The sequence below is a fragment of the Nocardioides panacihumi genome, from assembly GCF_039530925.1.
Taxonomy (GTDB): Bacteria; Actinomycetota; Actinomycetes; order Propionibacteriales; family Nocardioidaceae; genus Nocardioides; species Nocardioides panacihumi.
In genome coordinates, this window is the sequence record NZ_BAAAPB010000002.1 from 679,363 (window position 1) to 700,142 (window position 20,780).

The 20,780-nt window shown below is 72.0% G+C and carries 17 protein-coding genes and 1 riboswitch; of the genes, 6 read left to right on the top strand and 11 right to left on the bottom strand.

Annotation, left to right across the window (positions count from 1 at the left end; genetic code table 11):
- The first annotated feature begins 70 nt into the window (after nt 1-70).
- On the top strand, nt 71-808 hold the full coding sequence (locus ABD205_RS12450) for an HAD family hydrolase (protein ID WP_344045154.1): 738 nt from the start codon (nt 71-73) through the stop codon (nt 806-808).
- A gap of 29 nt (nt 809-837) precedes the next feature.
- The gene (locus ABD205_RS12455) at nt 838-3,369 is read left to right on the top strand and encodes a glycoside hydrolase family 65 protein (RefSeq protein ID WP_344045884.1); all 2,532 of its coding nucleotides are present in this window, start codon (nt 838-840) and stop codon (nt 3,367-3,369) included.
- 439 nt (nt 3,370-3,808) lie between these two features.
- Here ABD205_RS12455 and ABD205_RS12460 read toward each other — a convergent pair whose 3' ends face one another.
- A complete protein-coding gene (locus tag ABD205_RS12460; protein WP_344045155.1) occupies nt 3,809-4,273 on the bottom strand; it encodes an SRPBCC family protein in 465 nt (154 codons plus the stop codon).
- 68 nt (nt 4,274-4,341) lie between these two features.
- Here ABD205_RS12460 and ABD205_RS12465 point away from each other — a divergent pair, with 68 nt between their 5' ends.
- Entirely contained in the window at nt 4,342-5,193 is an 852-nt protein-coding gene (locus ABD205_RS12465) for an EamA family transporter (protein WP_344045156.1), read from the top strand.
- Nucleotides 5,194-5,288: 95 nt separating this feature from the next.
- Nucleotides 5,289-5,525 carry a hypothetical protein gene (locus tag ABD205_RS12470; protein ID WP_344045157.1) on the top strand — a complete coding sequence of 79 codons (237 nt, stop codon included), beginning with the start codon at nt 5,289-5,291 and terminating at the stop codon, nt 5,523-5,525.
- Between the two features lie 27 nt (nt 5,526-5,552).
- Here the strand turns inward: ABD205_RS12470 and ABD205_RS12475 are convergent, their stop codons facing one another.
- From ABD205_RS12475 to gatC, 9 genes are all read right to left on the bottom strand, one after another.
- Nucleotides 5,553-6,365 carry an ECF transporter S component gene (locus tag ABD205_RS12475; protein ID WP_344045886.1) on the bottom strand — a complete coding sequence of 271 codons (813 nt, stop codon included), beginning with the start codon at nt 6,363-6,365 and terminating at the stop codon, nt 5,553-5,555.
- A 5-nt stretch (nt 6,366-6,370) separates the two neighbouring features.
- Entirely contained in the window at nt 6,371-8,044 is a 1,674-nt protein-coding gene (locus ABD205_RS12480) for an ABC transporter ATP-binding protein (RefSeq protein ID WP_344045158.1), read from the bottom strand.
- Nucleotides 8,041-9,180: an energy-coupling factor transporter transmembrane component T gene (locus ABD205_RS12485; protein ID WP_344045159.1), complete on the bottom strand. Its 1,140-nt coding sequence runs from the start codon at nt 9,178-9,180 to the stop codon at nt 8,041-8,043. Before ABD205_RS12485 ends, ABD205_RS12480 begins: the two co-directional genes overlap by 4 nt.
- The gene (locus ABD205_RS12490) at nt 9,177-10,067 is read right to left on the bottom strand and encodes a hypothetical protein (protein ID WP_344045160.1); all 891 of its coding nucleotides are present in this window, start codon (nt 10,065-10,067) and stop codon (nt 9,177-9,179) included. Before ABD205_RS12490 ends, ABD205_RS12485 begins: the two co-directional genes overlap by 4 nt.
- Nucleotides 10,064-11,656, bottom strand: coding sequence for a prenyltransferase/squalene oxidase repeat-containing protein (locus tag ABD205_RS12495; RefSeq protein WP_344045161.1), 1,593 nt, complete (start codon nt 11,654-11,656; stop codon nt 10,064-10,066). Before ABD205_RS12495 ends, ABD205_RS12490 begins: the two co-directional genes overlap by 4 nt.
- Before the next feature lie 68 nt (nt 11,657-11,724).
- A riboswitch (cobalamin riboswitch) is annotated at nt 11,725-11,846 on the bottom strand.
- A 114-nt stretch (nt 11,847-11,960) separates the two neighbouring features.
- On the bottom strand, nt 11,961-12,698 hold the full coding sequence (locus tag ABD205_RS12500) for an NYN domain-containing protein (RefSeq protein ID WP_344045162.1): 738 nt from the start codon (nt 12,696-12,698) through the stop codon (nt 11,961-11,963).
- Between the two features lies 1 nt (nt 12,699).
- The gene (gene gatB / locus ABD205_RS12505) at nt 12,700-14,193 is read right to left on the bottom strand and encodes an Asp-tRNA(Asn)/Glu-tRNA(Gln) amidotransferase subunit GatB (RefSeq protein ID WP_344045163.1); all 1,494 of its coding nucleotides are present in this window, start codon (nt 14,191-14,193) and stop codon (nt 12,700-12,702) included.
- Nucleotides 14,190-15,701, bottom strand: a complete 1,512-nt coding sequence (gatA, locus tag ABD205_RS12510) for an Asp-tRNA(Asn)/Glu-tRNA(Gln) amidotransferase subunit GatA (RefSeq protein WP_344045164.1) — start codon at nt 15,699-15,701, stop codon at nt 14,190-14,192. The genes gatB and gatA overlap by 4 nt, the downstream gene beginning before the upstream one ends.
- Nucleotides 15,698-15,997, bottom strand: coding sequence for an Asp-tRNA(Asn)/Glu-tRNA(Gln) amidotransferase subunit GatC (gene gatC, locus ABD205_RS12515; protein ID WP_344045165.1), 300 nt, complete (start codon nt 15,995-15,997; stop codon nt 15,698-15,700). Before gatC ends, gatA begins: the two co-directional genes overlap by 4 nt.
- Before the next feature lie 214 nt (nt 15,998-16,211).
- Between gatC and ABD205_RS12520 the strand changes: the two genes are divergently transcribed.
- A complete protein-coding gene (locus ABD205_RS12520) occupies nt 16,212-17,606 on the top strand; it encodes an FAD-binding oxidoreductase (protein ID WP_344045166.1) in 1,395 nt (464 codons plus the stop codon).
- A 148-nt stretch (nt 17,607-17,754) separates the two neighbouring features.
- On the opposite strand, the gene ligA is transcribed toward ABD205_RS12520, so the two are convergent.
- Nucleotides 17,755-19,977, bottom strand: a complete 2,223-nt coding sequence (gene ligA / locus ABD205_RS12525) for an NAD-dependent DNA ligase LigA (protein WP_344045167.1) — start codon at nt 19,975-19,977, stop codon at nt 17,755-17,757.
- Nucleotides 19,978-20,143: 166 nt separating this feature from the next.
- On the opposite strand from ligA, the gene ABD205_RS12530 reads away from it, so the two are divergent.
- On the top strand, nt 20,144-20,779 hold the full coding sequence (locus tag ABD205_RS12530) for a TetR/AcrR family transcriptional regulator (RefSeq protein WP_344045168.1): 636 nt from the start codon (nt 20,144-20,146) through the stop codon (nt 20,777-20,779).
- Nucleotide 20,780: the final 1 nt, after the last annotated feature.

Consider the following 20,780-nt stretch of genomic DNA (forward strand, 5'->3'; position numbering starts at 1 on the left):
CAGCTTCGTCGCCATGACTTCACCATGGACCCTGCAGACCTCGGCGCGCCAGACCAATACTCTGAGGTCCATGGAGTCCGTCGACTGGAGCCGGTACGCCGCCGTGCTGTTCGACCTCGACGGGGTGATCACCCCGACGGCGATCGTGCACATGGCCGCGTGGTCAGAGCTGTTCAACGGCTATCTGGCCGAGCACCACCCCGAGGCAGCGCCCTACACCGACCGCGACTACTTCGCCCACGTCGACGGCAAGCCCCGCTACGACGGCGTCCGCGACTTCCTCGCCTCGCGCGGGATCGGGCTGCCCGAGGGCACGTCCGACGACCCCGGGACGGCCCTGACCGTCCGCGGCCTCGGCAACCGCAAGAACGACGCGTTCAACGAGGTGCTCGCGCGCGACGGTGTGCAGCCCTACCCGGGCTCGGTCGTCCTGCTCGACCACCTGGGCGAGGTCGGCGTACCCCTCGGCGTCGTGTCGTCCTCCGCCAACGCCCGGGCGGTGCTGCAGGCCGCCGGGCTGCTCGACAGGTTCGCGGTCATCGTCGACGGCAACGTCGCCCACGAGCTGGGGCTGGCCGGCAAGCCCGCCCCCGACACGTTCCTGCACGCCGCGGAGGCGCTCGGCGCCGTCGCGGCCGACTCCGTCGTCCTGGAGGATGCCGTGTCGGGCGTCGCCGCCGGCGCCGCGGGCCACTTCGGGCTCGTGGTCGGCGTCGACCGGGGCGCCGGCCAGACGGCGCTGACCAACGCGGGGGCCGACATCGTCGTGTCCGAGCTCGGCCATCTCGTCCCAGGAGGCGAACAGTGATCAACCAGTCCGGCGTCGGCGCCGACCCGATGGACCACGGTCGCTTCCCCGTCGACCCGTGGCGGCTCGTCGAGACCGGCTACAGCCCCGACGACCTGGGCCTGACCGAGACCCTGTTCGCGGTCGGCAACGGCTACCTCGGCATGCGCGGCAACCCGGAGGAGGGTCGGCCCACGTTCGTGCACGGCACGTACGTCAACGGCTTCCACGAGACCTGGCCGATCCGGCACGCGGAGAACGCGTTCGGCTTCGCCCGCACCGGCCAGACGATCGTCAACGTGCCGGACGCGAAGGTCATGAAGATCTACGTCGACGACGAGCCCCTCACGTTCGGCACCGCCGACCTCGAGGAGTACGAGCGCAGCGTCGACTTCCGCGACGGCGTGCTGCGCCGGCGTCTGGTCTGGCGTACGCCGTCGGGCAAGCGCGTGCGGATCAGCTCCACGCGCATGGTGTCGATGACCCAGCGCCACCTCGCGCTGCTCAGCCTCGAGGTGACGATGCTCAGCGGCGACGCGCCCGTCGTCATCTCCTCGCAGATCCTCAACCGGCAGGACGGCAAGGACGAGTACCACCAGCCGCAGGCCGCGCAGGGTGTCGGCATGGACCCGCGCAAGGCCGCCGCGTTCGAGGAGCGCGTGCTGCTCCCCCGGATGAGCTACGCGACCGAGAAGCGGATGATGCTCGGCTACCAGGCCAACAACTCCGGGATGACGCTCGCCGTCGCGGCCGACCACCGGATCAGCACGACCGACGGCTACGAGACCGTCGTACGCGCCGACGACGACCGGACCAAGATGGTCTTCCGCGTCGACGCCACCGAGGGCGCGACGCTGCGGATCGAGAAGATCGTCACCTACCACTCCTCCCGCGGCGTACCGGTGCGTGAGCTCTCCGACCGCTGCGACCGGACCCTCGACCGCGCCCACCGCCTGGGCGTCACGCGCCTGCACGAGGAGCAGCGGGAGTGGTACGACGCCTTCTGGTCGGCCTCGGACGTCGAGGTCGACGGCGCCGACCCGTCCATGGAGGCGATGAAGCAGGCGATCCGCTTCAACCTGTTCAGCCTGGCGCAGGCGTCGGCGCGCGCCGACGGGCTCGGCGTGCCCGCGAAGGGCGTGACGGGCTCCGGCTACGAGGGCCACTACTTCTGGGACACCGAGGTCTACGTGATCCCGTTCCTCACCTACACGCAGCCGACGCTCGCGCGGAACACGCTGCACTTCCGCTCGGTGCTGCTCCCGGCCGCGCGCGACCGGGCCAAGGAGCTGGCCGTGAGCGGCGCGCTGTTCCCCTGGCGCACGATCAACGGCGAGGAGGCGTCGGCCTACTACGCGGCAGGCTCGGCGCAGGTCCACATCGACGCCGACATCGCCTACGCCCTGACGAAGTACGTCCAGGCGGCCGGCGACCACGGCTTCCTCATCCGGGAGGGCATCGACATCCTCGTCGAGACCGCCCGCATGTGGGGCGATCTCGGGTTCTGGCGGCACAACGGACAGCCGTCGTTCCACATCCACGGGGTGACCGGTCCTGACGAGTACACGACGGTCGTCAACAACAACCTGTTCACCAACGTGATGGCCCGCTACAACCTCGAGCAGGCCGTGGCGGCCGTGGCGCTGATCCAGCGCGAGCACCCGGACGAGTTCGGCCAGGTCCGCGCCCGGCTCAAGCTCGAGGACTCCGAGGTCGCGGAGTGGGCGCGGTGCGCCGAGGGCATGCACATCCCCTTCGACGAGGGTCTCGGCATCCACCCGCAGGACGACTTCTTCCTCGAGCGCGAGGTGTGGGACCTGCCCAACACCCCGCCCGACCTGCGGCCCCTGATGCTGCACTACCACCCGCTGGTGATCTACCGGTTCCAGGTGCTCAAGCAGGCCGACGTCGTGCTGGCGCTGTTCTTGCAGGGCGACCGCTTCACGCTGGACGAGAAGCGCGCGGACTTCGAGTACTACGACCCGATCACCACCGGCGACTCCACCCTCTCGGCGGTCGTCCAGTCGATCGTGGCGGCGGAGGTCGGCTACCACGAGGCCGCGCTGCGCTACTTCCACGACGCGTTGTACGTCGACCTGATGAACCTGCACGGCAACACCGTCGACGGCATGCACGTCGCCTCCACCGGCGGCGTGTGGTCGGCGCTGGTCGCCGGGTTCGGCGGCATGCGCGACTACGGCTCGCTGACCAACGGCGGCTGCCTGTCCTTCGACCCGCGGCTGCCGCGGTCGTGGGCGTCGCTCACCTTCCGCGTGCGCTGGCAGGGGACGCGGCTGCTGGTGAGGCTCACCGAGGACCTGATCGCGATCACGATCGACGACGGCCCGGGTCCGGTGCCGCTCACGGTCCGCGGGACGTCGTACGTCGTGGGCGCGGACGCGCCGCTCATCGTCGGGCTGTCCCACCACGGTCCGCGCGCCGACGGTCACATGGGCGACGCGCCCGTGGTCGGCGGCACCCGCCCCGACGGGTCGACGATCACCGCCGCCGTACCCGAGCCGAGCCTGGGCCCGACGACCGAGGAGCTGCAGATCCCGGTCTACCAGCCCGAGCAGCTGTAGCCACCGCCGAGTCGGCGCATCCTCGCACCTGACAGAGCCCGAGTCGGCGCATCCTCGCACCTAACAGAGGCCGAGTCGGCGCATCCTCGCACCTGACAGAGGCCGAGTCGGCGCATCCTCGCACCTGACAGAGGCCGAGTCGGCGCATCCTGACGCTCGCTGTGCGAGGACGCGCCGACTCGACCGTTCAGGAGCGCGAGGACGCGCCGACTCGACGCCTCAGGAGCGCGAGGACGCGCCGACTCGACCATTCAGGAGCGCGAGGACGCGCCGACTCGACCATTCAGGAGCGCGAGGACGCGCCGACTCGACCATTCAGGAGCGCGAGGACGCGCCGACTCGACCGTTCAGGAGCGCGAGGACGCGCCGACTCGACCATTCAGGAGCGCGAGGACGCGCCGACTCGACGCCTCAGGAGCGCGAGGACGCGCCGACTCGATCACCCTTCGGCGAGAGCCTTGAGGCGGGTGAGCCCCTTCTCGAAGTCGCGGCCGACGAGCTTGTCCATCGGCATCAGCTTCATGACGAGCCCGCGGAAGCCGCCGGTGTGCTCGCCCGACATCGTCCAGGTGACCTCGGTGCCACCGGCCGGGGCCGGTGTCATCACGAGCGAGACCCGGTTGTCGGCCTGCCAGGGCTGGGTGAAGACGAGGTGGATGTCGACCCGGTCCGGCGCGAGACCGGTGATCTCCATCGTGCCCGAGCCGGCCCTCTTGTTGCCCTTCCAGCCGTAGTGCGCCCCGATGCCCGACTCCGGACCGCTGTAGGTGCGCTCGAGGTTCGGGTCGAGGTCCTCCCACGGCGACCAGGCACGCCACTGGTGGAAGTCGTCGATGAGCTCGTGGAGACGCTCCGCCGGGGCGTCGACGACCAGCGAGCGGGTGATGGTGAACGGAGATCCCATGGGCGACACCTTCTCATCTTCGACGTCGGCCTCATCCGGGCGACGGCCGTGGCTCTAGGCTGCGGGCGATGTCCACGAGCCGCTACCCCGTCGTCCTGGTGCTGATCGGGATCGCGTCGGTGCAGTTCGGCGCCGGGCTGGCGAAGACGCTCTTCGACGAGGCCTCCCCGACCACGATCGTGTGGCTCCGGCTCTTCACGAGCGCCGTCGTGCTCTGTGCGTGGGCCCGACCGTCGCTGCGAGGGCGCAGCCGCGACGACTGGGCGGTGGTCGTCGCGTTCGGGGTGGCGTTGGCGTCGATGAACTGGGCGATCTACCAGGCCTTCTCACGGATCCCGCTCGGGATCGCGGTGACCATCGAGTTCGTGGGACCCCTCGTGCTCGCCATCGTGGGGTCACGGCGGGCGCGGGACCTGATCTGGATCGGCCTGGCCGGCCTCGGCGTGCTGCTGCTCGGCTTCGAGCGCGGCGACCTGACGGTCGCGGGCGTCGCGTTCGCGCTCCTGGCGGGCGCTGCCTGGGCGGCGTACATCCTGCTGAGCGCGCGTACGGGACGCCGCTGGGAGGGCCTGGACGGCCTGGCCGTCGCGAGCGTCGTGGCCCTGGCGCTGCTGAGCCCCCTCGCCCTCGGCCGGTATGCCAGCGACCTCGGCAGCGCCCACATCTGGCTGATCGGCATCGGCGTCGGCGTGCTGTCGTCGGTCATCCCCTACTCGTGCGAGCTGGTCGCGCTGCGCTCGCTGGCGCCGTCGGTGTTCGGCGTCCTGATGAGCCTCGAGCCGGCCGCCGCGGCGCTCGCCGGCTGGGCGGTCGTCGGCGAGATGCTCACCGCGGTGCAGTGGGTGGCGCTGATGTGCGTCGTCGTCGCGAGCATCGGGATGACGCGATCGGCGCGTACGCCGGTGGCCGTCATCGACTGAATTCACGTAAACGTCACGCGCCGGTGACGACAGATCGCGTCTCGCGGCCTAGCGTGGTCCCCATCGGTGTCCCCACCCCACCACCGGAGCCGTCCATGCCCCAGTCTCGGATCACGCTGAGTCGACTTCCGCTGCCGCAGGCGCTGTCCGCGGCGGCCCGACGCTGGTCGACCTCGTCCCAGACGCGTGCGCGGCGCAACGCCATGGTCGCGCTGACCTCGCTCGCCCAACGGCGGGCCGAGCGCGAGGACGCCGACGCCTACCTCGAGGCGGCCGCGCGACGCAGCGACGTCAGCATCCCCGAGCCGCGCCGCGCGGCCGACGGGTCGTGAGCTGACCCGCCGAGGGTCGCATCTCCTTCAGCCGACGCTGGGCACGTCGACGGCCTCCGTCGCGCGCCCGCTCACGCTGCCCGTCACGGTCGCCCGGCGGGCCGCCCTGCGCAACGGCGTCAGCACCGCCGCTCCGAGGAGCGTGATCGCGACCGCCGTGGTGATCGCACGCATCGTGTCGTAGCTCGTCGTCGACGTGATCAGGGTGTACTTCACGAAGACCACGAGGTTCTCCCCGAGGCTGGCCGCCGGGTCGAAGGCCAGCTGCTCGTGGTGGCCGGGGATGGCGACGCCCGCGAGCAGCGGCCAGCCCTGGAGGTTGAGCAGCAGCCCGTAGAGGTAGGAGACCACCACGCCGTACGCCGCGAGGAGGGCGATCTCCGCACGGCCGTGGGCCCGGGGCAGCAGTCCGGCGCCCAAGCCGATCCAGGCCGAGCAGAGCATCTGGTAGGGCAGCCACGGACCGACCCCGGCCGTCACGAGCGCGCTGACGAACAGGCTGGTGCACCCGAGCACGAAGCCGAACGCCGGACCGTAGACACGACCCGCCAAGATGATGAGGAAGAAGACCAGCTCGACCCCGCCGGTGCCGGCCGAGATGCCGCGCAGCACGGCGTCGATCGCCGTCAGCACGCCCAGGATCGCCAGCACCCGCGGGTCGAGACCGCCTTGGGCGAGCTCGGCGAGGACGACCGCGACCACGACCGGCAGCAGCGCGAGGAAGACGAACGGAGGCTGCACCCGGGTGCTCGTGGGGTCGTTGAGCAGGAGCGGCCACACCAACGTGATCAGCCCGATCAGGCTCGCGATCGCGAGGATCAGCGCCGACCGCGACGTCATCCGGATCACGGCGCCACCCCCGGGACGGGCTGGCGCGCCGCGAGGACGGCGACCACCTCGTCGACCCGCAGCCAGGGCGGCCCGAGGACCTTCGTGACCTGGGGGGCGAAGGACGGGGACTCGGCCACGACCCGGCGTACCGGCCCCGACGACACCACCTCGCCGTCGGCGAGGACGACCACCTCATCGGCCACCTGCGCCGTGAACTCGACGTCGTGCGTCGCGACGAGCACGGTCCTCCCCCGGTGGGACTGGTCGCGCAGCAGCCGGGCCAGGGCGTGCTTCGCCGCGTAGTCCAGGCCGCGCGTCGGCTCGTCGAGCAGCAGGACGGGCGGGTCGGCGGCGAGCACGAGGCTCAGGGCCAGTGCGAGCCGCTGACCCTCCGAGAGGTCGCGCGGGTGACGGTCGCCCGGGATGCCCGGGACGAGGCTGTCCAGGATCGGTCGGCAGCGCGGGCCACCGGCGGCGCACTCCTCGTCGACCGTCTCCAGGTAGAGCAGGTCGGCGGCGGTCTGCGGGAGCAGCCCGACCCACCGACGTCGCTCCTCGGCGGCGAGCCGAGCGGTGTCGTGCCCGGCGACCGCGAGCGTGCCGCCCGAGCGCTTCTGGCTGCCCTGCAGCGTCCAGAGCAGCGTCGACTTGCCGGAGCCGTTGCGACCCATCAGCGCCGTCACGCTGCCGGCCGCAAGCGTGAGCGAGACGTCGGTCAGCACCGCGCGATCGCCACGTTGGACGACGAGCCCGTGGGTGGCGACGGCGGCGTCGGTGGTCTCGATACGCTCGCCGCCACTCCCCGCTCGACCAACGGACTCGCTGGTCGAGTAGCCGGAGCCGCTGGGCGCAGGCGCATCGAGATCCCGCCACTCGAGGTCGAGACCCTTCGCCCGCCGCCGAGCGTCGCGGACGGTGAGTGGGAGCGGGTGCCAGCCGGCGGCACGGCCGAGCTCCACGATCGGGGGTACGACGGGCGAGCCGGCCAGCACCGCGGCCGGATCCCCGACCTCCACCGTCCCGTCGCCCCTCAGCAGCGCGACCCGGTCGGCGAACGGGACCACCCGCTCGAGCCGGTGCTCGGCGAGCAGCACGCTCACGCCGAGGTCGTGGACCAGGCGGGTGAGGGTGGCCAGGACGTCCTCGGCCGCGGTCGGGTCGAGTGCACTGGTGGGCTCGTCGAGCACGAGCAGCCGTGGGTGCGTGGTGAGGACGGCGCCGATCGCGACCCGCTGCTGCTGGCCGCCGGAGAGCGTGCGCAGGTCGCGGTCCCGCAGCTCGGCGATGCCGAGCAGGTCGAGGGTCTCCTCCACCCGGCGGCGCATCGTCGCCGGCGGCAGCCCGAGCTGCTCCATGCCGTAGGCCAGCTCCTCCTCGACGGTGTCGGTGACGAACCCGGCGGCCGGGTCCTGGCCGACGTACCCGACGGCGGCGGCGCGCTCGCGCGGCGGGGTGTGCACGATCGAGACACCGTCGAGCAGCAGGTCTCCGCTCAGGTCGCCGCCGGTGAAGCGTGGGACCAGACCGGCGACCACGCCGAGCAGGGTCGACTTGCCGGAGCCGGTCGGTCCCGAGACGAGCAGCAGCTCGCCCTCCTCGACCGCGAGGTCGGCGCCCGCGAGCACCGGCCGGTCGCCTTCGGGGAGCGTGACGGTGACGCCGCGCAGCTCGAGCAGGGACGCGCTCATGCGGCCACCTGCAGCTCACGTCGCGAGGCGGCGAGCCGCGGCGCCGGGGCGAGCACGGCCGGCGCCAGGCCGATGAGGACGCCGAGCAGCGCGACCGCGCTGATCTGCGGCGACACGCTGAGGTCGGGGTTGGCGACGGCGTACTGGTGCTGGGCGACCCACGACCCGACGGCGCCGACGGCGACTCCGGTCAGCGCGACCGCGGTCTCGGGCCAGCGCCACACGTCGGGGCGGTAGACGGTGCGCTCGACGCGGGCACCCGCCGACCTCATGCCGGCGACACAGACGGCCACGCCCAGCACGAGCACGACGGCGCCCCGGCTGACGTGGACCCTCCCCACGCCGAAGGAGCCCCCGAGGAAGGTCTGGTCGAGCAGTGCGTAGGCACCGACGCAGACGCCGATGAGGCCGCTGATCATCAGCGCCCCGGTCACGCGCCGCTCGGCGGGGGTGGCGGCACCCGACCGACCGTAGCCGCGGGTGTCCATGCCGGCCGCGAGAGTGAGCGAGCGCTCCAGGGCGTCCTCGAGCACCGGGACCAGGAAGCGTCGCATCCGGCGGACGCCGCGCGACCCCTGGCCGTGGCCGGCGCGCAGCCGTTGCGCGCGGCGGACCCGTTGGACGCTCTCGGCGAGCTGCGGCAGCACGCTGACGGCGACGACGACGGCCGTCCCGACCTCGTAGAGGGCCGCCGGCATGCTGCGCAGCAGACGCTTCGGGTTGGCCAGCGAGTTGGCCGCGCCGACGCAGACGACGATGGTGGCCAGCCGCAGACCGTCGTACAGCCCGGCGAGGACGGACTCGCGCGTCACCGGCCCGAGCAGGGTGATGCCCAGGACCCAGCCCGGGAGCGGGATCTCGGGCAGGTGGAGGATCACCGTGCCGCCGTACGCCCCTCCGAGCAGGATGCGGAAGACCACCCGGATGACGACGATGGCCAGCCCTGCCGCGAGGTAGAGGCGGAACGAGCCCGCCCACGGCTGGTCGGAGCGGCGCGCACTCACCACGAGCGCGGCCACGCCGACCAGCAGCAGGAGCAGCCACGGGTTCGTGGTCTGCGAGGCGTACGCCGCCAGCCCGATCGCCCAGAGCCACCAGGCGATCGGATGGAGGTCGCGAGCGAGGCGTGCCGTCATCGGGCCCTTCTGGCCCACGCGACGCCCCCGGCGACGACCGCGAGCAGCGCGATGAGCCCCGGTGCGAGCCAACCGGGCAGCCCGCCGCCGTCAGCCGTCGGCGAGGTGGCGGCATCGGTCGTCGCGCTCGGCGACGCCCCGTCGCTCGGCGTGACGTCGTCGCTCGGCGTCGTGACGGCCGACGCCGCGGTGGTCGTCGACTCCGACGGCGTCGGTGCCTGCGTGCTCGCCTGGCCGGTCGTCGCGGTCGGGGCCGCACCCTGGCCCTCGGCGCCGGTCGCCACCGGCGTCGGCGCCGCCGGCCGCGTGCTCGACTTCGGCGCCGAGCTGCTGGGCTTGCTGCTGGGCTTGCTGCTGGGCTGAGCGCTCGGCTTCGGGCTCGGCCTCTTGCTGGGCGTCGCGGTCGGCGCCTTCGTGGTCGGCGAGGCGGTGGGACGCGCCGCCGGGCCCTGCCCGGGCTTGCGCTGGCTCGACGTCGACTGCCACACGAGCGCGACCGAGTCGCCGGCGTCGACCGCCTGCTGGTAGACGCCCTGGGAGGCATACACCCAGCCCTTGCCGTCGTCCGAGACGAAGAAGCCCCAGTAGGAGTCCGTGGCGAGGCAGTTCCCGTCCGCCGGCTTGCCGTTGACCTGGCAGACGAAGCCCGCCTGGCGAGGCGACTGCTTGAGGGAGAACCCCGCGCTGGTGAAGGCCTTGGAGGCGGGTGAGCCGGAGCCGCACCCGGTGGACATGCCGCCGCCCAGCGCGCCGTAGTCGACCAGCACGCTGACGCCCGCACCGCTCGAGCAGTACGCCGCCTGCGCCGGCGTCGAGGGGAGCGCCAGCGTAGCCGCCGCGGCGACGAGCACCGCGGCGGCCAGCCTGGCCACGAGTCGCTGGATCAACGCACGACCCTGATCGTCTTGGCATTGGTCCGGTTGGCGAACTGGCCGACGACGGTCACCTTCACCTTGCCCGGCTTCACGAGCCCCCTGGTGAGCTTCACCCTCGCCGTGAAGGCGCCGGAACCGCCCGCGAGGCCGGTCCGCACCACGCGCTTGCCGAGCTTCAGCGTGACGTCCTCACCGGCGGCCAGGCCGGAGATCCGCACCGTCAGCGTCGCACCGCGTGCGAGCCGGGTCCTGCTGAGCGTGATCGAGGGCCGGGCGGCGCCGAGCACCTTGGTCGTGCCGGTGGCGGCGACACCTCCGGCAGTCGTCAGGCTGAACGGCAGGGTGGTCGTGGCGGCGGGCAGCGACACCCCCAGCGCGGCCGCGCCGTCCGTGCCGGCGGTGAAGGCGTGCTTGGCCGATCCGACGGCGAGGCAGAGCGTCTCGGCCGGGGCCGCGCCCGCGACGCGGTACGTCGCCCGGGCACCGCCCGGCTGGAACCCACGCGGACCGGTTAGCGCGGCGTGACCCGTCGCGACGGGCAGCCACTTCAGTGCCGGCAGGGCCTGCGCGGCCGCGAGCTGCCACTGGTAGCTGTCGGACACACCGGAGGTGCGGCCTGCGGCCAACGCGGCCGCGTCGTAGGCCAGCGCCCCCGTCTGGCCGGAGAGCGCCGTGGGGCAGGAGGACAGCTCGTGCGCCTGCATCGTGCGGAGCCACGTCGCCGCGGCCTCCGCCACCGACGTGTGGCCGAGCTGGCCCAGCGCCCAGCCGGCCAGGCCGGTGCTGTTGGCGTTCGAGCCCTCGGTCGACGTACCGCCGCCGAAGCTGCCGTCAGCCCGCTGCCGGCCGGCGAGCCAGCTCTCGGCCCGGCCGATGGAGCGAGCGATCTTCGCGTTGCCGTCCGCGAGCGGGGCGAGCTCGAGCAGGACGAAGCTCGTCGCGTCGGGGTCGGGCTTGCTGGTGGCGTCGGCCGCGCAGCTCTGGTCGGTGGCGGACGAGGCGCTGAAGCCCAGTCGGAACCAGCCGGCCGGGCACTGCTGGTCGAGCAGGAAGTCGGTCGCAGCGGCAGCCTTCGTGCTCGTCGCGGTGGTGAGCGCACGGACCGCGTACGCCTGCCCGATCGTGTTGGCGAAGTCGCCGTACGGGCTCGTGTCGAAGGTGCGGCCGGTGGTGCCGACCTGCCCCTCGAGGACCTGGATCAGGTCGGTGCCGTCGACGTTCGTCGGGTCGTCACCCGCGGTCTGCACGATCGCGGCGAGCTTGGCCGCGCTGCCGGCGTAGACGTCCGTTCCTCCCACGAATCCGTGGATCTGCTCGTCGACATGGGTCTCGAGGGCGTGCAGGATCGGCGCCAGCTCGGTGCTGTGCCCGCCGACGCTCTGCAGCGCCTCGGCCAGGTAGCCGGTGGTCGAGTAGTCGGCGCCGTACTGAGTGCTCAGCGCACCGTCGGTGAGCCGGCCGGTCATCCAGCCGATGGACTGCTCGAGCGGCACGGTGTCGTGGGCCGTCGCCGCGTGGACGGACGGTGTGACGGCCAGGGCACCCAGGGCGAGTGCTGCCCCCGTCAGGGCTGTGCCTAACCGGCGCGTGGTGGACTGCATGGTTTCCTTCCCGCTGCAACAGACGGGAAGGCCACGAGGGCGCACCCGCTGTGATCCGCGACAGCGTGTTGTCAGGACGCTTCGCGGCGGGTGCTCCGACTCGCCCTTCCGAGGAAGGGCACACGGTTGCGGGTCAGTGCCGGACTCTCACCGGCTTCCCCCACGCGCGAGCGTGATGAATGAAGATGTAGCCCTTGATGGGCGAACGGCAGCCTAGTCCCGCACGGGCGCGGCGGCTAACCGGACCCGCATGGCGAATCCCACAGCGCGCCCACGGTTCGCGCCGCCTGTCGCTCAGCCGCGCTCAGCCTCGGTTCGCGCGGGGGTCACGCACGGCGACCGTCGGCGTGCCCTCGTCACGCAGCTCGAAGAGCTCCGAGGCGGTGAGCAGCTTGGTCAGCGTGGAGTAGCCGTAGTTGCGCCAGTCGAGCGACGACTGGTTGCGGATCTGCTGGCCGACCTGCTGCACGGTGGCCCAGCCGTCCTCGCCGGCGGCGGCCTTGATGGCGCTCCGGAGCAGCCGGACCAGGCCCGAGTTGCCCTTCAGGTCGGCGGTCGGGACCTGCTCACGACCGCCCTTCGCCTGCGTCTCGGCGTCGTCGGACTCCTCCTCGCCGAGCTGCTCGAGGACCGTGAACTTCGTGCAGGCGCTCTGGAACGGCGTCGGCGTCTTCGCCCGGCCGTAGCCGTAGACGGCGGCGCCCTTCTCACGCAGGTAGTGCACGAGCGGGGTGAAGTCGGAGTCGCTGGAGACGATGGCGAACGCCTCGGGCTTGGCCGAGTGCCACAGCTCGACCGCGTCGATGGCCAGCGCCATGTCGGAGGCGTTCTTGTGCGTCGTGAGGTCGAACTGCTGCATCGGCCGGATCGCGGCGTCGTGCAGCTCCTCGATCCACCCCTTGAGGTCGGGCTTGGTCCAGTTGCCGTAGGCACGGCGGATGTTGCACTCGCCGTACGACGCGAGGTCGTTCAGGATCTCGCCGATCTTGCGGGCGGGCGCATTGTCCGCGTCGATCAGCAGCGCAATCCGCGAGCGAGCCACCTCAGGACAGCTTCTCGAGGATGAGCTCCCGCACTCGACCGGCGTCGGCCTGGCCGCGCATCTCCTTCATCACCGCACCGATCAGGGCGCCGGCAGCGGCGACCTTGCCGTCACGGATCTTGTCGGCGACGTCGGGGTTGGCGGCGATCGCGGCGTCGACCGCTGCCGACAGGGCACCGTCGTCGGACACGACGGCGAGGCCGCGGGCGGCGACGATCTCGGCGGGCGAGCCCTCACCGGCGTACAGGCCCTCGAAGACCTGGCGAGCCAGCTTGTCGTTGACGGTGCCCGCGTCGACCAGCTTCTGCACCTCGGCGACCTGGGCCGGCGTGACGCCGACGTCGGTCAGGTCCACGCCGAGGTCGTTGGCGCGACGGGCCAGCTCCGAGAGCCACCACTTGCGGGCGGCCTGCGGCGGGGCGCCCGCGGCGACCGTCTCCTCGATGAGCGAGAGCGCACCGGACGCGGCCGCGTCGCGCATCTCCAGGTCGGAGAAGCCCCAGTCGGCCTGCAGCCGGGCCCGGCGCTCGGCCGGCGGCTCGGGCAGCGTCGTCCGCAGCTGCTCGACCCACTCGCGCGAGGGCGCGATCGGGACGAGGTCGGGCTCCGGGAAGTAGCGGTAGTCCTCCGCGTCCGACTTCTCACGACCGGGAGACGTGCTGCCGGTGTCCTCGTGGAAGTGACGGGTCTCCTGCAGCACCTTGCCGCCCCCGAGCAGCACGCCGGCGTGGCGACCCATCTCGAACCGGACCGCGCGCTCCACGGACCGCAGCGAGTTGACGTTCTTCGTCTCGGTCCGGGTGCCGAGCACGCCCGAACCGGCCGGCGCGAGCGACAGGTTGACGTCGCAGCGCATCGAGCCCTGCTCCATCCGGGCGTCGGAGACGCCGAGCGCGAGGATGAGCTCGCGCAGCGCGGCGACGTACGCCTTCGCCACGAGCGGGGCCTTCGCGCCGGTGCCCGTGATCGGCTTGGTGACGATCTCGATGAGAGGGATGCCCGCCCGGTTGTAGTCGACCAGCGAGTGGTCGGCGCCGTGGATGCGGCCGGTCGCGCCACCGATGTGGGTGGTCTTGCCGGTGTCCTCCTCCATGTGGGCGCGCTCGATCTCGACGCGGAAGGTCTCCCCGTCGACGTCGACGTCGAGGTAGCCCTCGAAGGCGATCGGCTCGTCGTACTGCGACGTCTGGAAGTTCTTCGGCATGTCCGGGTAGAAGTAGTTCTTCCGGGCGAAGCGGCACCACTCGGCGATCGTGCAGTTCAGCGCCAGACCGATCCGCATCGCCGACTCGACGGCCTTGCCGTTGACGACCGGCATCGCGCCGGGCAGGCCGAGGCAGGTCGGGCACACCTGGCTGTTCGGCTCCGCGCCGAACTCCGTCGGGCAGCCGCAGAACATCTTGGTCGCCGTGTTGAGCTCGACGTGGACCTCGAGGCCCAGGGCCGGGTCGAAGTCCTTCAGGACGTCGTCGAACGGGATCAGGGTGTCAGTCATCGGGCGACCTCCTCAGGCGTCAGCGGGCCGCCCCACTGCTGGACGAGCGCCGACTCGAGGGCGGCGCCGACGCGGTAGAGCCGGGCGTCCTCCAGGACGGGCGCGAGGATCTGGAAGCCGACCGGCAGGCCGTCCTCGGGCGCCAGCCCGGAGGGCACCGAGATGCCGGGGACGCCGGCCAGGTTGGCGGGGATCGTCGCGAGGTCGTTGAGGTACATCGCGATCGGGTCGTCGAGCTTCTCGCCCAGCTTGAACGCCGTGGTCGGCGCGGTCGGGCTGACCAGCACGTCGACGTCGGCGTACGCGCGGTTGAAGTCCTCGATGATGAGCGTCCGGATCTTCTGCGCCTGGCCGTAGTAGGCGTCGTAGTAGCCCGACGACAGCGCGTAGGTGCCGAGGATGATGCGGCGCTTGACCTCGTCGCCGAAGCCGGCGTCGCGCGTCGCCTTCATGACGTCCTCGGCGCTCGGGGAGCCGTCCGGCGTGACGCGCAGGCCGTAGCGCATCGCGTCGAACTTGGCGAGGTTGCTGGAGGCCTCCGCCGGGAGGATCAGGTAGTAGGCCGCCATCGCGTGCACGAAGCTCGGCGTCGACACCTCGACGACGTCGGCGCCCAGCTTGGTGAGCAGGTCGACCGACTCCTGGAAGCGCTGCATGACGCCGGGCTGCCAGCCGTCGCCGGCCAACTCCTTGATGACGCCGACCTTGAGGCCGGCGAGGTCACCGGCCGCACCCTGCCGCGCGGCGTCGACGAGGCCGGTGACGGGCGCGGTCGTCGACGTCGAGTCGAGCGGGTCGTGACCACCGATGAGCTCGTGCAGGAGCGCGCTGTCGAGCACCGTCCGGGTGACCGGACCGACCTGGTCGAGGCTGTTGGCGAGGGCCACGAGGCCGTAGCGCGAGACCGAGCCGTACGTCGGCTTCACGCCGACCGTCCCGGTGACCGCGCCCGGCTGGCGGATCGACCCGCCGGTGTCGGTGCCGAGCGCGAGGGGCGCCTCGAAGGCGGCGACGGCGGCCGCCGACCCACCGCCCGATCCGCCCGGGATGCGGTCGAGGTCCCACGGGTTGCGGGTCGGGCCGTACGCCGAGTGCTCGGTCGAGGACCCCATCGCGAACTCGTCCATGTTGGTCTTGCCGAGGATCGGCAGGCCGGCCGCCTTGAGGCGACCGACGACGGTCGCGTCGTACGGCGGGATCCAACCCTCGAGGATCTTCGACCCACACGTGGTGGGCAGCCCGGCCGTGGTCAGCACGTCCTTGACGGCGATCGGCACGCCGTCGAGGGCGTGGCTAGCGGCTCCGGCCGCACGGCGCTCGTCGGAGGCCTGCGCCTGGACGAGCGCGCCCTCGGCGTCGACGTGGAGGAAGGCGTGAACGCCCTTGTCGCCGGTGTCGACCGCGGCGATGCGGTCGAGGTGTGCCTGGGTCAGCTCGACGCTGGTGACCTCACCCGCGGCGAGCGCGTCGGCCAGCTCGGCGGCCGTCCTGCGGATCAGGTCGCTCACTGCTCGTCCCCCAGGATCCGCGGCACGGAGAAGCGCTGCTCCTCGACCTCCGGGGCGGCGGCGAGCGCCTGCTCCGGCGTGAGGCAGGGCCGCACGACGTCGTCGCGGAAGACGTTCGTGAGCGGCAGCGGGTGCGACGTCGGCGGGACGTCGTCGCCGGCGACGCCCTGGATGGACGCGACCGACTCGAGGATCACGTTCAGCTGCGGCGCCAGGTGGTCCAGCTCCGCGTCGTCGAGGTCGATCCGGGCGAGGTCGGCCAGGTGCGCGACCTCGTCACGGGTGATTTCAGGCATGGGCGTCAGTCTAGGTGTCGGCGTACGCCGGGCTCACCCCGGATCCGGCCCGCCCGACCGCGCCGCATCCTCACGGTGACGCGCCGCCGCGACACGCCCGGTGCTCGGCCGCTGCCCGAAGTTACCCACATCTGGGGTTGCACACCGGTCGAAGGCGCTGCTCGGGTGGGTCGACGGGACACCCCACTCACTCCCAGAAAGCCAGGTGGTCGCCATGACCGAAACGTCCCTCCCTGTCCTCGAGCTCGACCCCTCCTTCAAGGGCGCCACGATCCGGCCCGGAGACGCCGACTACGAGACCGCACGTGCGGTCTACAACGGCAGCATCGATCGCAACCCGGCGGTGATCGTCCGCCCGACCGGCGTCGCCGACATCGCCGACGCCGTCAACTACGCCCGGGACGCCAGACTTCCGCTGACGGTGCGGTGCGGGGGCCACGCCGTCGCAGGCACGTCGGCGAACGAGGCCGGCGTGCTGATCGACCTCTCCGGCATGAAGGGCACCGACGTCAACCCGTCGCGCGGCACGGCGATCGCCCAGGGCGGCGTGCTGTGGGGCGAGTACGACCGCGACACGACGCTGCGCGGAGTGGCGACCCCGGGTGGCCGGGTGACCACGACCGGCGTCGGCGGCTTCACGCTCGGCGGCGGCTACGGCTGGCTCTCCCCCAAGTACGGCCTCACCTGCGACAACCTGGTGGCCGCCGACGTCGTGACCGCCGACGGCCGGCTGGTCCACGTCTCCGAGGACGAGCACCCCGACCTGCTCTGGGCGCTGCGCGGCGCCGGCGCGAACTTCGGGGTCGTCGCCAACTACGAGCTCAAGGTGCACCCGCTGCCGCCCCTCCTGCTGGCCGGCATGCTGGTGATCCCCAACGGCGAGGGGGCAGGCGATGTCGCGAAGGCCTACCGCGACGCGCTCGAGGCAGCGCCCGAGGAGGTGGTCGCGGCGATGGCGACCATCCTGGCCCCGCCCGCCGACTTCGTGCCGCCCGAGATGGTCGGGGTGCCCGTGCTCGGGCTGGTGCTCGCGTACGTCGGCCCGCCCGAGGCGGCCGTCGAGGCGCTTGCGCCGTTCCGGGAGATCGCGGCCGGCGGGATGGACCTGATCCAGCCGATGCCGTACACCGCTCTCCAGGCGATGCTCGACGGCTTCGCCCCGCGCGGCTGGCTCAACTACCACCGCGGCCTGCACCTGCAGGGCCTCTCCGACGAGACCCTGGACCGCTTCCTGGCCGTCGGCGCTGAGATCCACTCGCCGATGACCCAGGGGATCCTCTTCCGGCACGGCGGCGCCGTGGCCCGGGTGCCGGAGGACTCGACGGCGGCGAGCCACCGCGACGCGGCATACATGGCGCACCCGATCGCCTGCTGGGCGACGCCGGCGGAGACGGACTACGAGATGGAATGGGTGGGTCGCTTCTCGGACGCCTTCGCGGCCGACACGACCGGCGGGGTGTACCTCAACTTCGAGCCCGGCACCTCGCAGGCCGACGTCCACGCGGGGTTCGGACCCGAGAAGTACGCCAAGCTGGCCCAGCTCAAGGCCACCTGGGACCCGGGGAACCTGTTCCGCTCCAACCACAACATCGAGCCCGCGGGCGGCTGACGACCCACTGCACCCGGACCTGATCCGCGGGACCCGTGACGCTCCGTTGAGCCTCGGGTCCCGCGGTAGTCAGAGGGTCGGTCGTCCTACGGCGCCGACGGGGCTGCGCCCGCCGCCTTCGACCCTCCGGTAACCGACTCGCGCGATCTCACGTCAGGGCCTGCGGCCCGCCCTCCAGCAGCGTCACGAAACCCGCCTCGTCTAGGATCGCGACGCCGAGCTCCTCGGCCTTGTCGGCCTTGGAGCCCGCGCTCTCCCCGACCACGACGTAGTCGGTCTTCTTCGACACCGACCCGGACGCCTTGCCACCGCGGCTGATGATCGCCTCCTTCGCGGAGTCGCGGGAGAAGCCGACGAGCGAGCCGGTGACAACCACGGTCAGGCCCTCCAGGGTCCGCTCGACGGACTCGTCACGCGCGTCGGCCATCGTGACCCCCGCGGCCGCCCACTTGTCGACGATCTCGACGTGCCACCCCTCGCGGAACCACGCGATCAGCGAGTCGGCGATGACGCCGCCGACGCCGTCGACCTCGGCGAGTCTCGACCGGGCCTGCACGGCCTCCGCCGAGGCGGTGGTGACGGCGTCCCCCAGCTCGGGCGTCGCCTCGTCCGCGTCCGGGTCGAGGTCCCCGGAGACGGCCTCGTCGGCGACCCGGACGACCTCGCGCAACGCCTCCATCGAGCCGAACTCGGTGGCGATCGCGCGGGCCGCCGAGGGGCCGACGTGACGGATCGAGAGCGCGACCAGGACGCGCCAGAGCGGCACGTCGAGTCGCTCTCGCAGGTTGACCAGCAACTTCTCCGCATTGGCCGTCAGCGCCCGCGAGCCGTCGGCGGAGAGATGCGGGCCGTCCTCCCCCTTCTTGGGCGCCCGTGTGAAGAGCGGCGTGCGCAGGAGCGCGTCGGCGTCGAGGTCGAAAATGTCTCCCTCGTTGCGCAGCGCCCCCGACTCGAGCAGCGCGACACACGCCTCGTAGCCCATGCCCTCGATGTCGAACGCGCCCCGTCCCGCGACATGGTTGACCCGCTCGGTGACCTGAGCCGGACACGCGCGGTGGTTGGGGCAGCGGCGGTCCTTGTCACCGGCCTTCTGCTCGACCAGCGCGGTGCCGCACGCGGGGCAGACCGTCGGCGGCACCCACTCCGGCAGGCCGTCGGGGCGCAGCGCTAGCACGGGGCCGAGGATCTCGGGGATCACGTCGCCCGCCTTGCGCAGCACGACGGTGTCGCCGGGGCGCACGTCCTTGCGAGCCACCTCGTAGAAGTTGTGGAGGGTCGCCATCTCGACGGTCGAGCCGGCGACCTTGACCGGCTCCATCACGCCGTACGGCGTCACCCGCCCCGTGCGCCCGGTGTTGACCTCGATCGCCAACAGCTGGGTGTTGACCTCCTCGGGCGGGTACTTGTACGCGATCGCCCAGCGGGGCGCGCGGGAGGTCGATCCGAGCCGGCGCTGCAGCGCGACGTCGTCGACCTTGATGACGACGCCGTCGATCTCGTGGGAGAGCACCTCCGGGTCGTGCCGGTGCTCGGCGAAGTAGGCGATGTAGTCCTCCACCGAGGCGATGTCGGGCATCACCTTGACCAGCGAGGAGACCGGCAGACCCCAGGCCGAGAGAGCCGCGTACGACCCCGACTGCGACGTCGCCTCGAAACCCTCCCGCGCACCGATGCCGTGGCAGGTCATCGCCAGCCGCCGGGAGGCGGTGACGGCGGGATCCTTCTGGCGCAGCGAGCCCGCGGCGGTGTTGCGCGCGTTGGCGTACAGCGGCTTGCCGGCGGCCGCCTGCTCGGCGTTGATCTCCTCGAAGCGCACCGTCGGCAGGTAGACCTCGCCACGCACCTCGATGCGCTGCGGCACCGGGAACTCCTTGGTCCCGGTCAGCCGGGAGGGCACGGACTCGATCGTCAGCACGTTGGGGGTGACGTCCTCCCCCGTCGTGCCGTCCCCGCGTGTCAGCGCGCGGGTCAGCCGGCCACCCTCGTAGAGGAGGTTGATGGCCAGACCGTCGAACTTGACCTCGCAGAGGAGCTCCGGACCCGGCCCGGACCCCGTGCCGACGTCGCGCAGGACGCGCGCGTGCCACGCCTCCACCTCCTCCAGCGAGAAGGCGTTGTCGAGGCTCTCCATCCGACGCAGGTGCTGGTAGGAGGCGAAGTCGGTGTAGGCCTGGCCCATCACCCGCTGCGTCGGGGACTCCGGGGTGACGAGCGCGGGGAACTGCTCCTCGAGCTCCACCAGCTGACGCAGCAGCGCGTCGTAGTCGGCGTCGGTGAGCGGGGACGAGCCGTCCCGGTAGTAGGCGTCGGACGCCGCCTCGATCCGCGCTGCCAGCTCGGAGTGGAGGCTGGCGGGACTCTCGTCACTCATGGCCCACATCTTGCCGTCCGGCACCGACAGCCGCGCACCCGCTCCGGGGAGCTGCAGAAGATTCTGAGAAAAAACGAGTTGGCGGGAATGAAACGAGGTCGTACTATCTTGAACCGGTGAAACGAAACCGTTTCGTTTCACCCATGTTAACGGCAGGAGGACGGCGATGAACCTCGCCAAGGCACTCGGCAAGCACCGCCCCCGTGTCGAGGGCGACCGCGAGCTGGAGATCCTCGAGGCGACCCTCGCGATCCTGGCCGAGGCGGGATACGACCGGCTCACGATGGACGCGGTCGCCACCCGGGCCAAGGCCTCCAAGGCCACGCTCTACCGGCGCTGGTCGAGCAAGGCCAACCTGGTGATCGACGCGCTGACCAACAGCAAGGAGCCGCACGAGTTCCCGGACACCGGGACTCTGCGAGGCGACCTGCAGGCGGCCTTCTGCGGCATGGGCGGGCTCACCGACCCCACCGAGCTCGCCGTCTTCAGCAGCGTCATCACGGCCATCGGCCGCGACCCCGAGTTCGCCGAGCAGTTCCGCGTCCACTTCCTCACGGACAAGCTGGAAGGCTCCCGGGGCATCTGGGAGCGCGCCAGGGCCCGCGGGGAGCTGCGCGCCGACGTCGACCTCGACCTCATCGCCCCGGCGCTCGCCGGGATCGTCCTCCACCGCGTCTTCGTCATGGGGCAGCTGCCCGACGAGGACCTGATCACGCGGGTGATCGACCAGATCATCCTCCCCGCGGCGCTCCGACCGGAGATCGCCGCCGGATCCGGCATCCACTCCATCTCGAAGGACTGAC

Excerpts from the sequence above, each read along its gene's own strand:
- ABD205_RS12450 (WP_344045154.1), top strand. The coding sequence starts at position 71 with ATGGAGTCCGTCGACTGGAGCCGGTACGCCGCCGTGCTGTTCGACCTC.
- ABD205_RS12455 (WP_344045884.1), top strand. The coding sequence starts at position 838 with ATGGACCACGGTCGCTTCCCCGTCGACCCGTGGCGGCTCGTCGAGACC.
- ABD205_RS12460 (WP_344045155.1), bottom strand. The coding sequence starts at position 4,273 with ATGGGATCTCCGTTCACCATCACCCGCTCGCTGGTCGTCGACGCCCCG.
- ABD205_RS12465 (WP_344045156.1), top strand. The coding sequence starts at position 4,342 with ATGTCCACGAGCCGCTACCCCGTCGTCCTGGTGCTGATCGGGATCGCG.
- ABD205_RS12470 (WP_344045157.1), top strand. The coding sequence starts at position 5,289 with ATGCCCCAGTCTCGGATCACGCTGAGTCGACTTCCGCTGCCGCAGGCG.
- ABD205_RS12475 (WP_344045886.1), bottom strand. The coding sequence starts at position 6,365 with ATGACGTCGCGGTCGGCGCTGATCCTCGCGATCGCGAGCCTGATCGGG.
- ABD205_RS12480 (WP_344045158.1), bottom strand. The coding sequence starts at position 8,044 with ATGAGCGCGTCCCTGCTCGAGCTGCGCGGCGTCACCGTCACGCTCCCC.
- ABD205_RS12485 (WP_344045159.1), bottom strand. The coding sequence starts at position 9,180 with ATGACGGCACGCCTCGCTCGCGACCTCCATCCGATCGCCTGGTGGCTC.
- ABD205_RS12495 (WP_344045161.1), bottom strand. The coding sequence starts at position 11,656 with ATGCAGTCCACCACGCGCCGGTTAGGCACAGCCCTGACGGGGGCAGCA.
- gatB (WP_344045163.1), bottom strand. The coding sequence starts at position 14,193 with ATGACTGACACCCTGATCCCGTTCGACGACGTCCTGAAGGACTTCGAC.
- gatC (WP_344045165.1), bottom strand. The coding sequence starts at position 15,997 with ATGCCTGAAATCACCCGTGACGAGGTCGCGCACCTGGCCGACCTCGCC.
- ABD205_RS12520 (WP_344045166.1), top strand. The coding sequence starts at position 16,212 with ATGACCGAAACGTCCCTCCCTGTCCTCGAGCTCGACCCCTCCTTCAAG.
- ligA (WP_344045167.1), bottom strand. The coding sequence starts at position 19,977 with ATGAGTGACGAGAGTCCCGCCAGCCTCCACTCCGAGCTGGCAGCGCGG.
- ABD205_RS12530 (WP_344045168.1), top strand. The coding sequence starts at position 20,144 with ATGAACCTCGCCAAGGCACTCGGCAAGCACCGCCCCCGTGTCGAGGGC.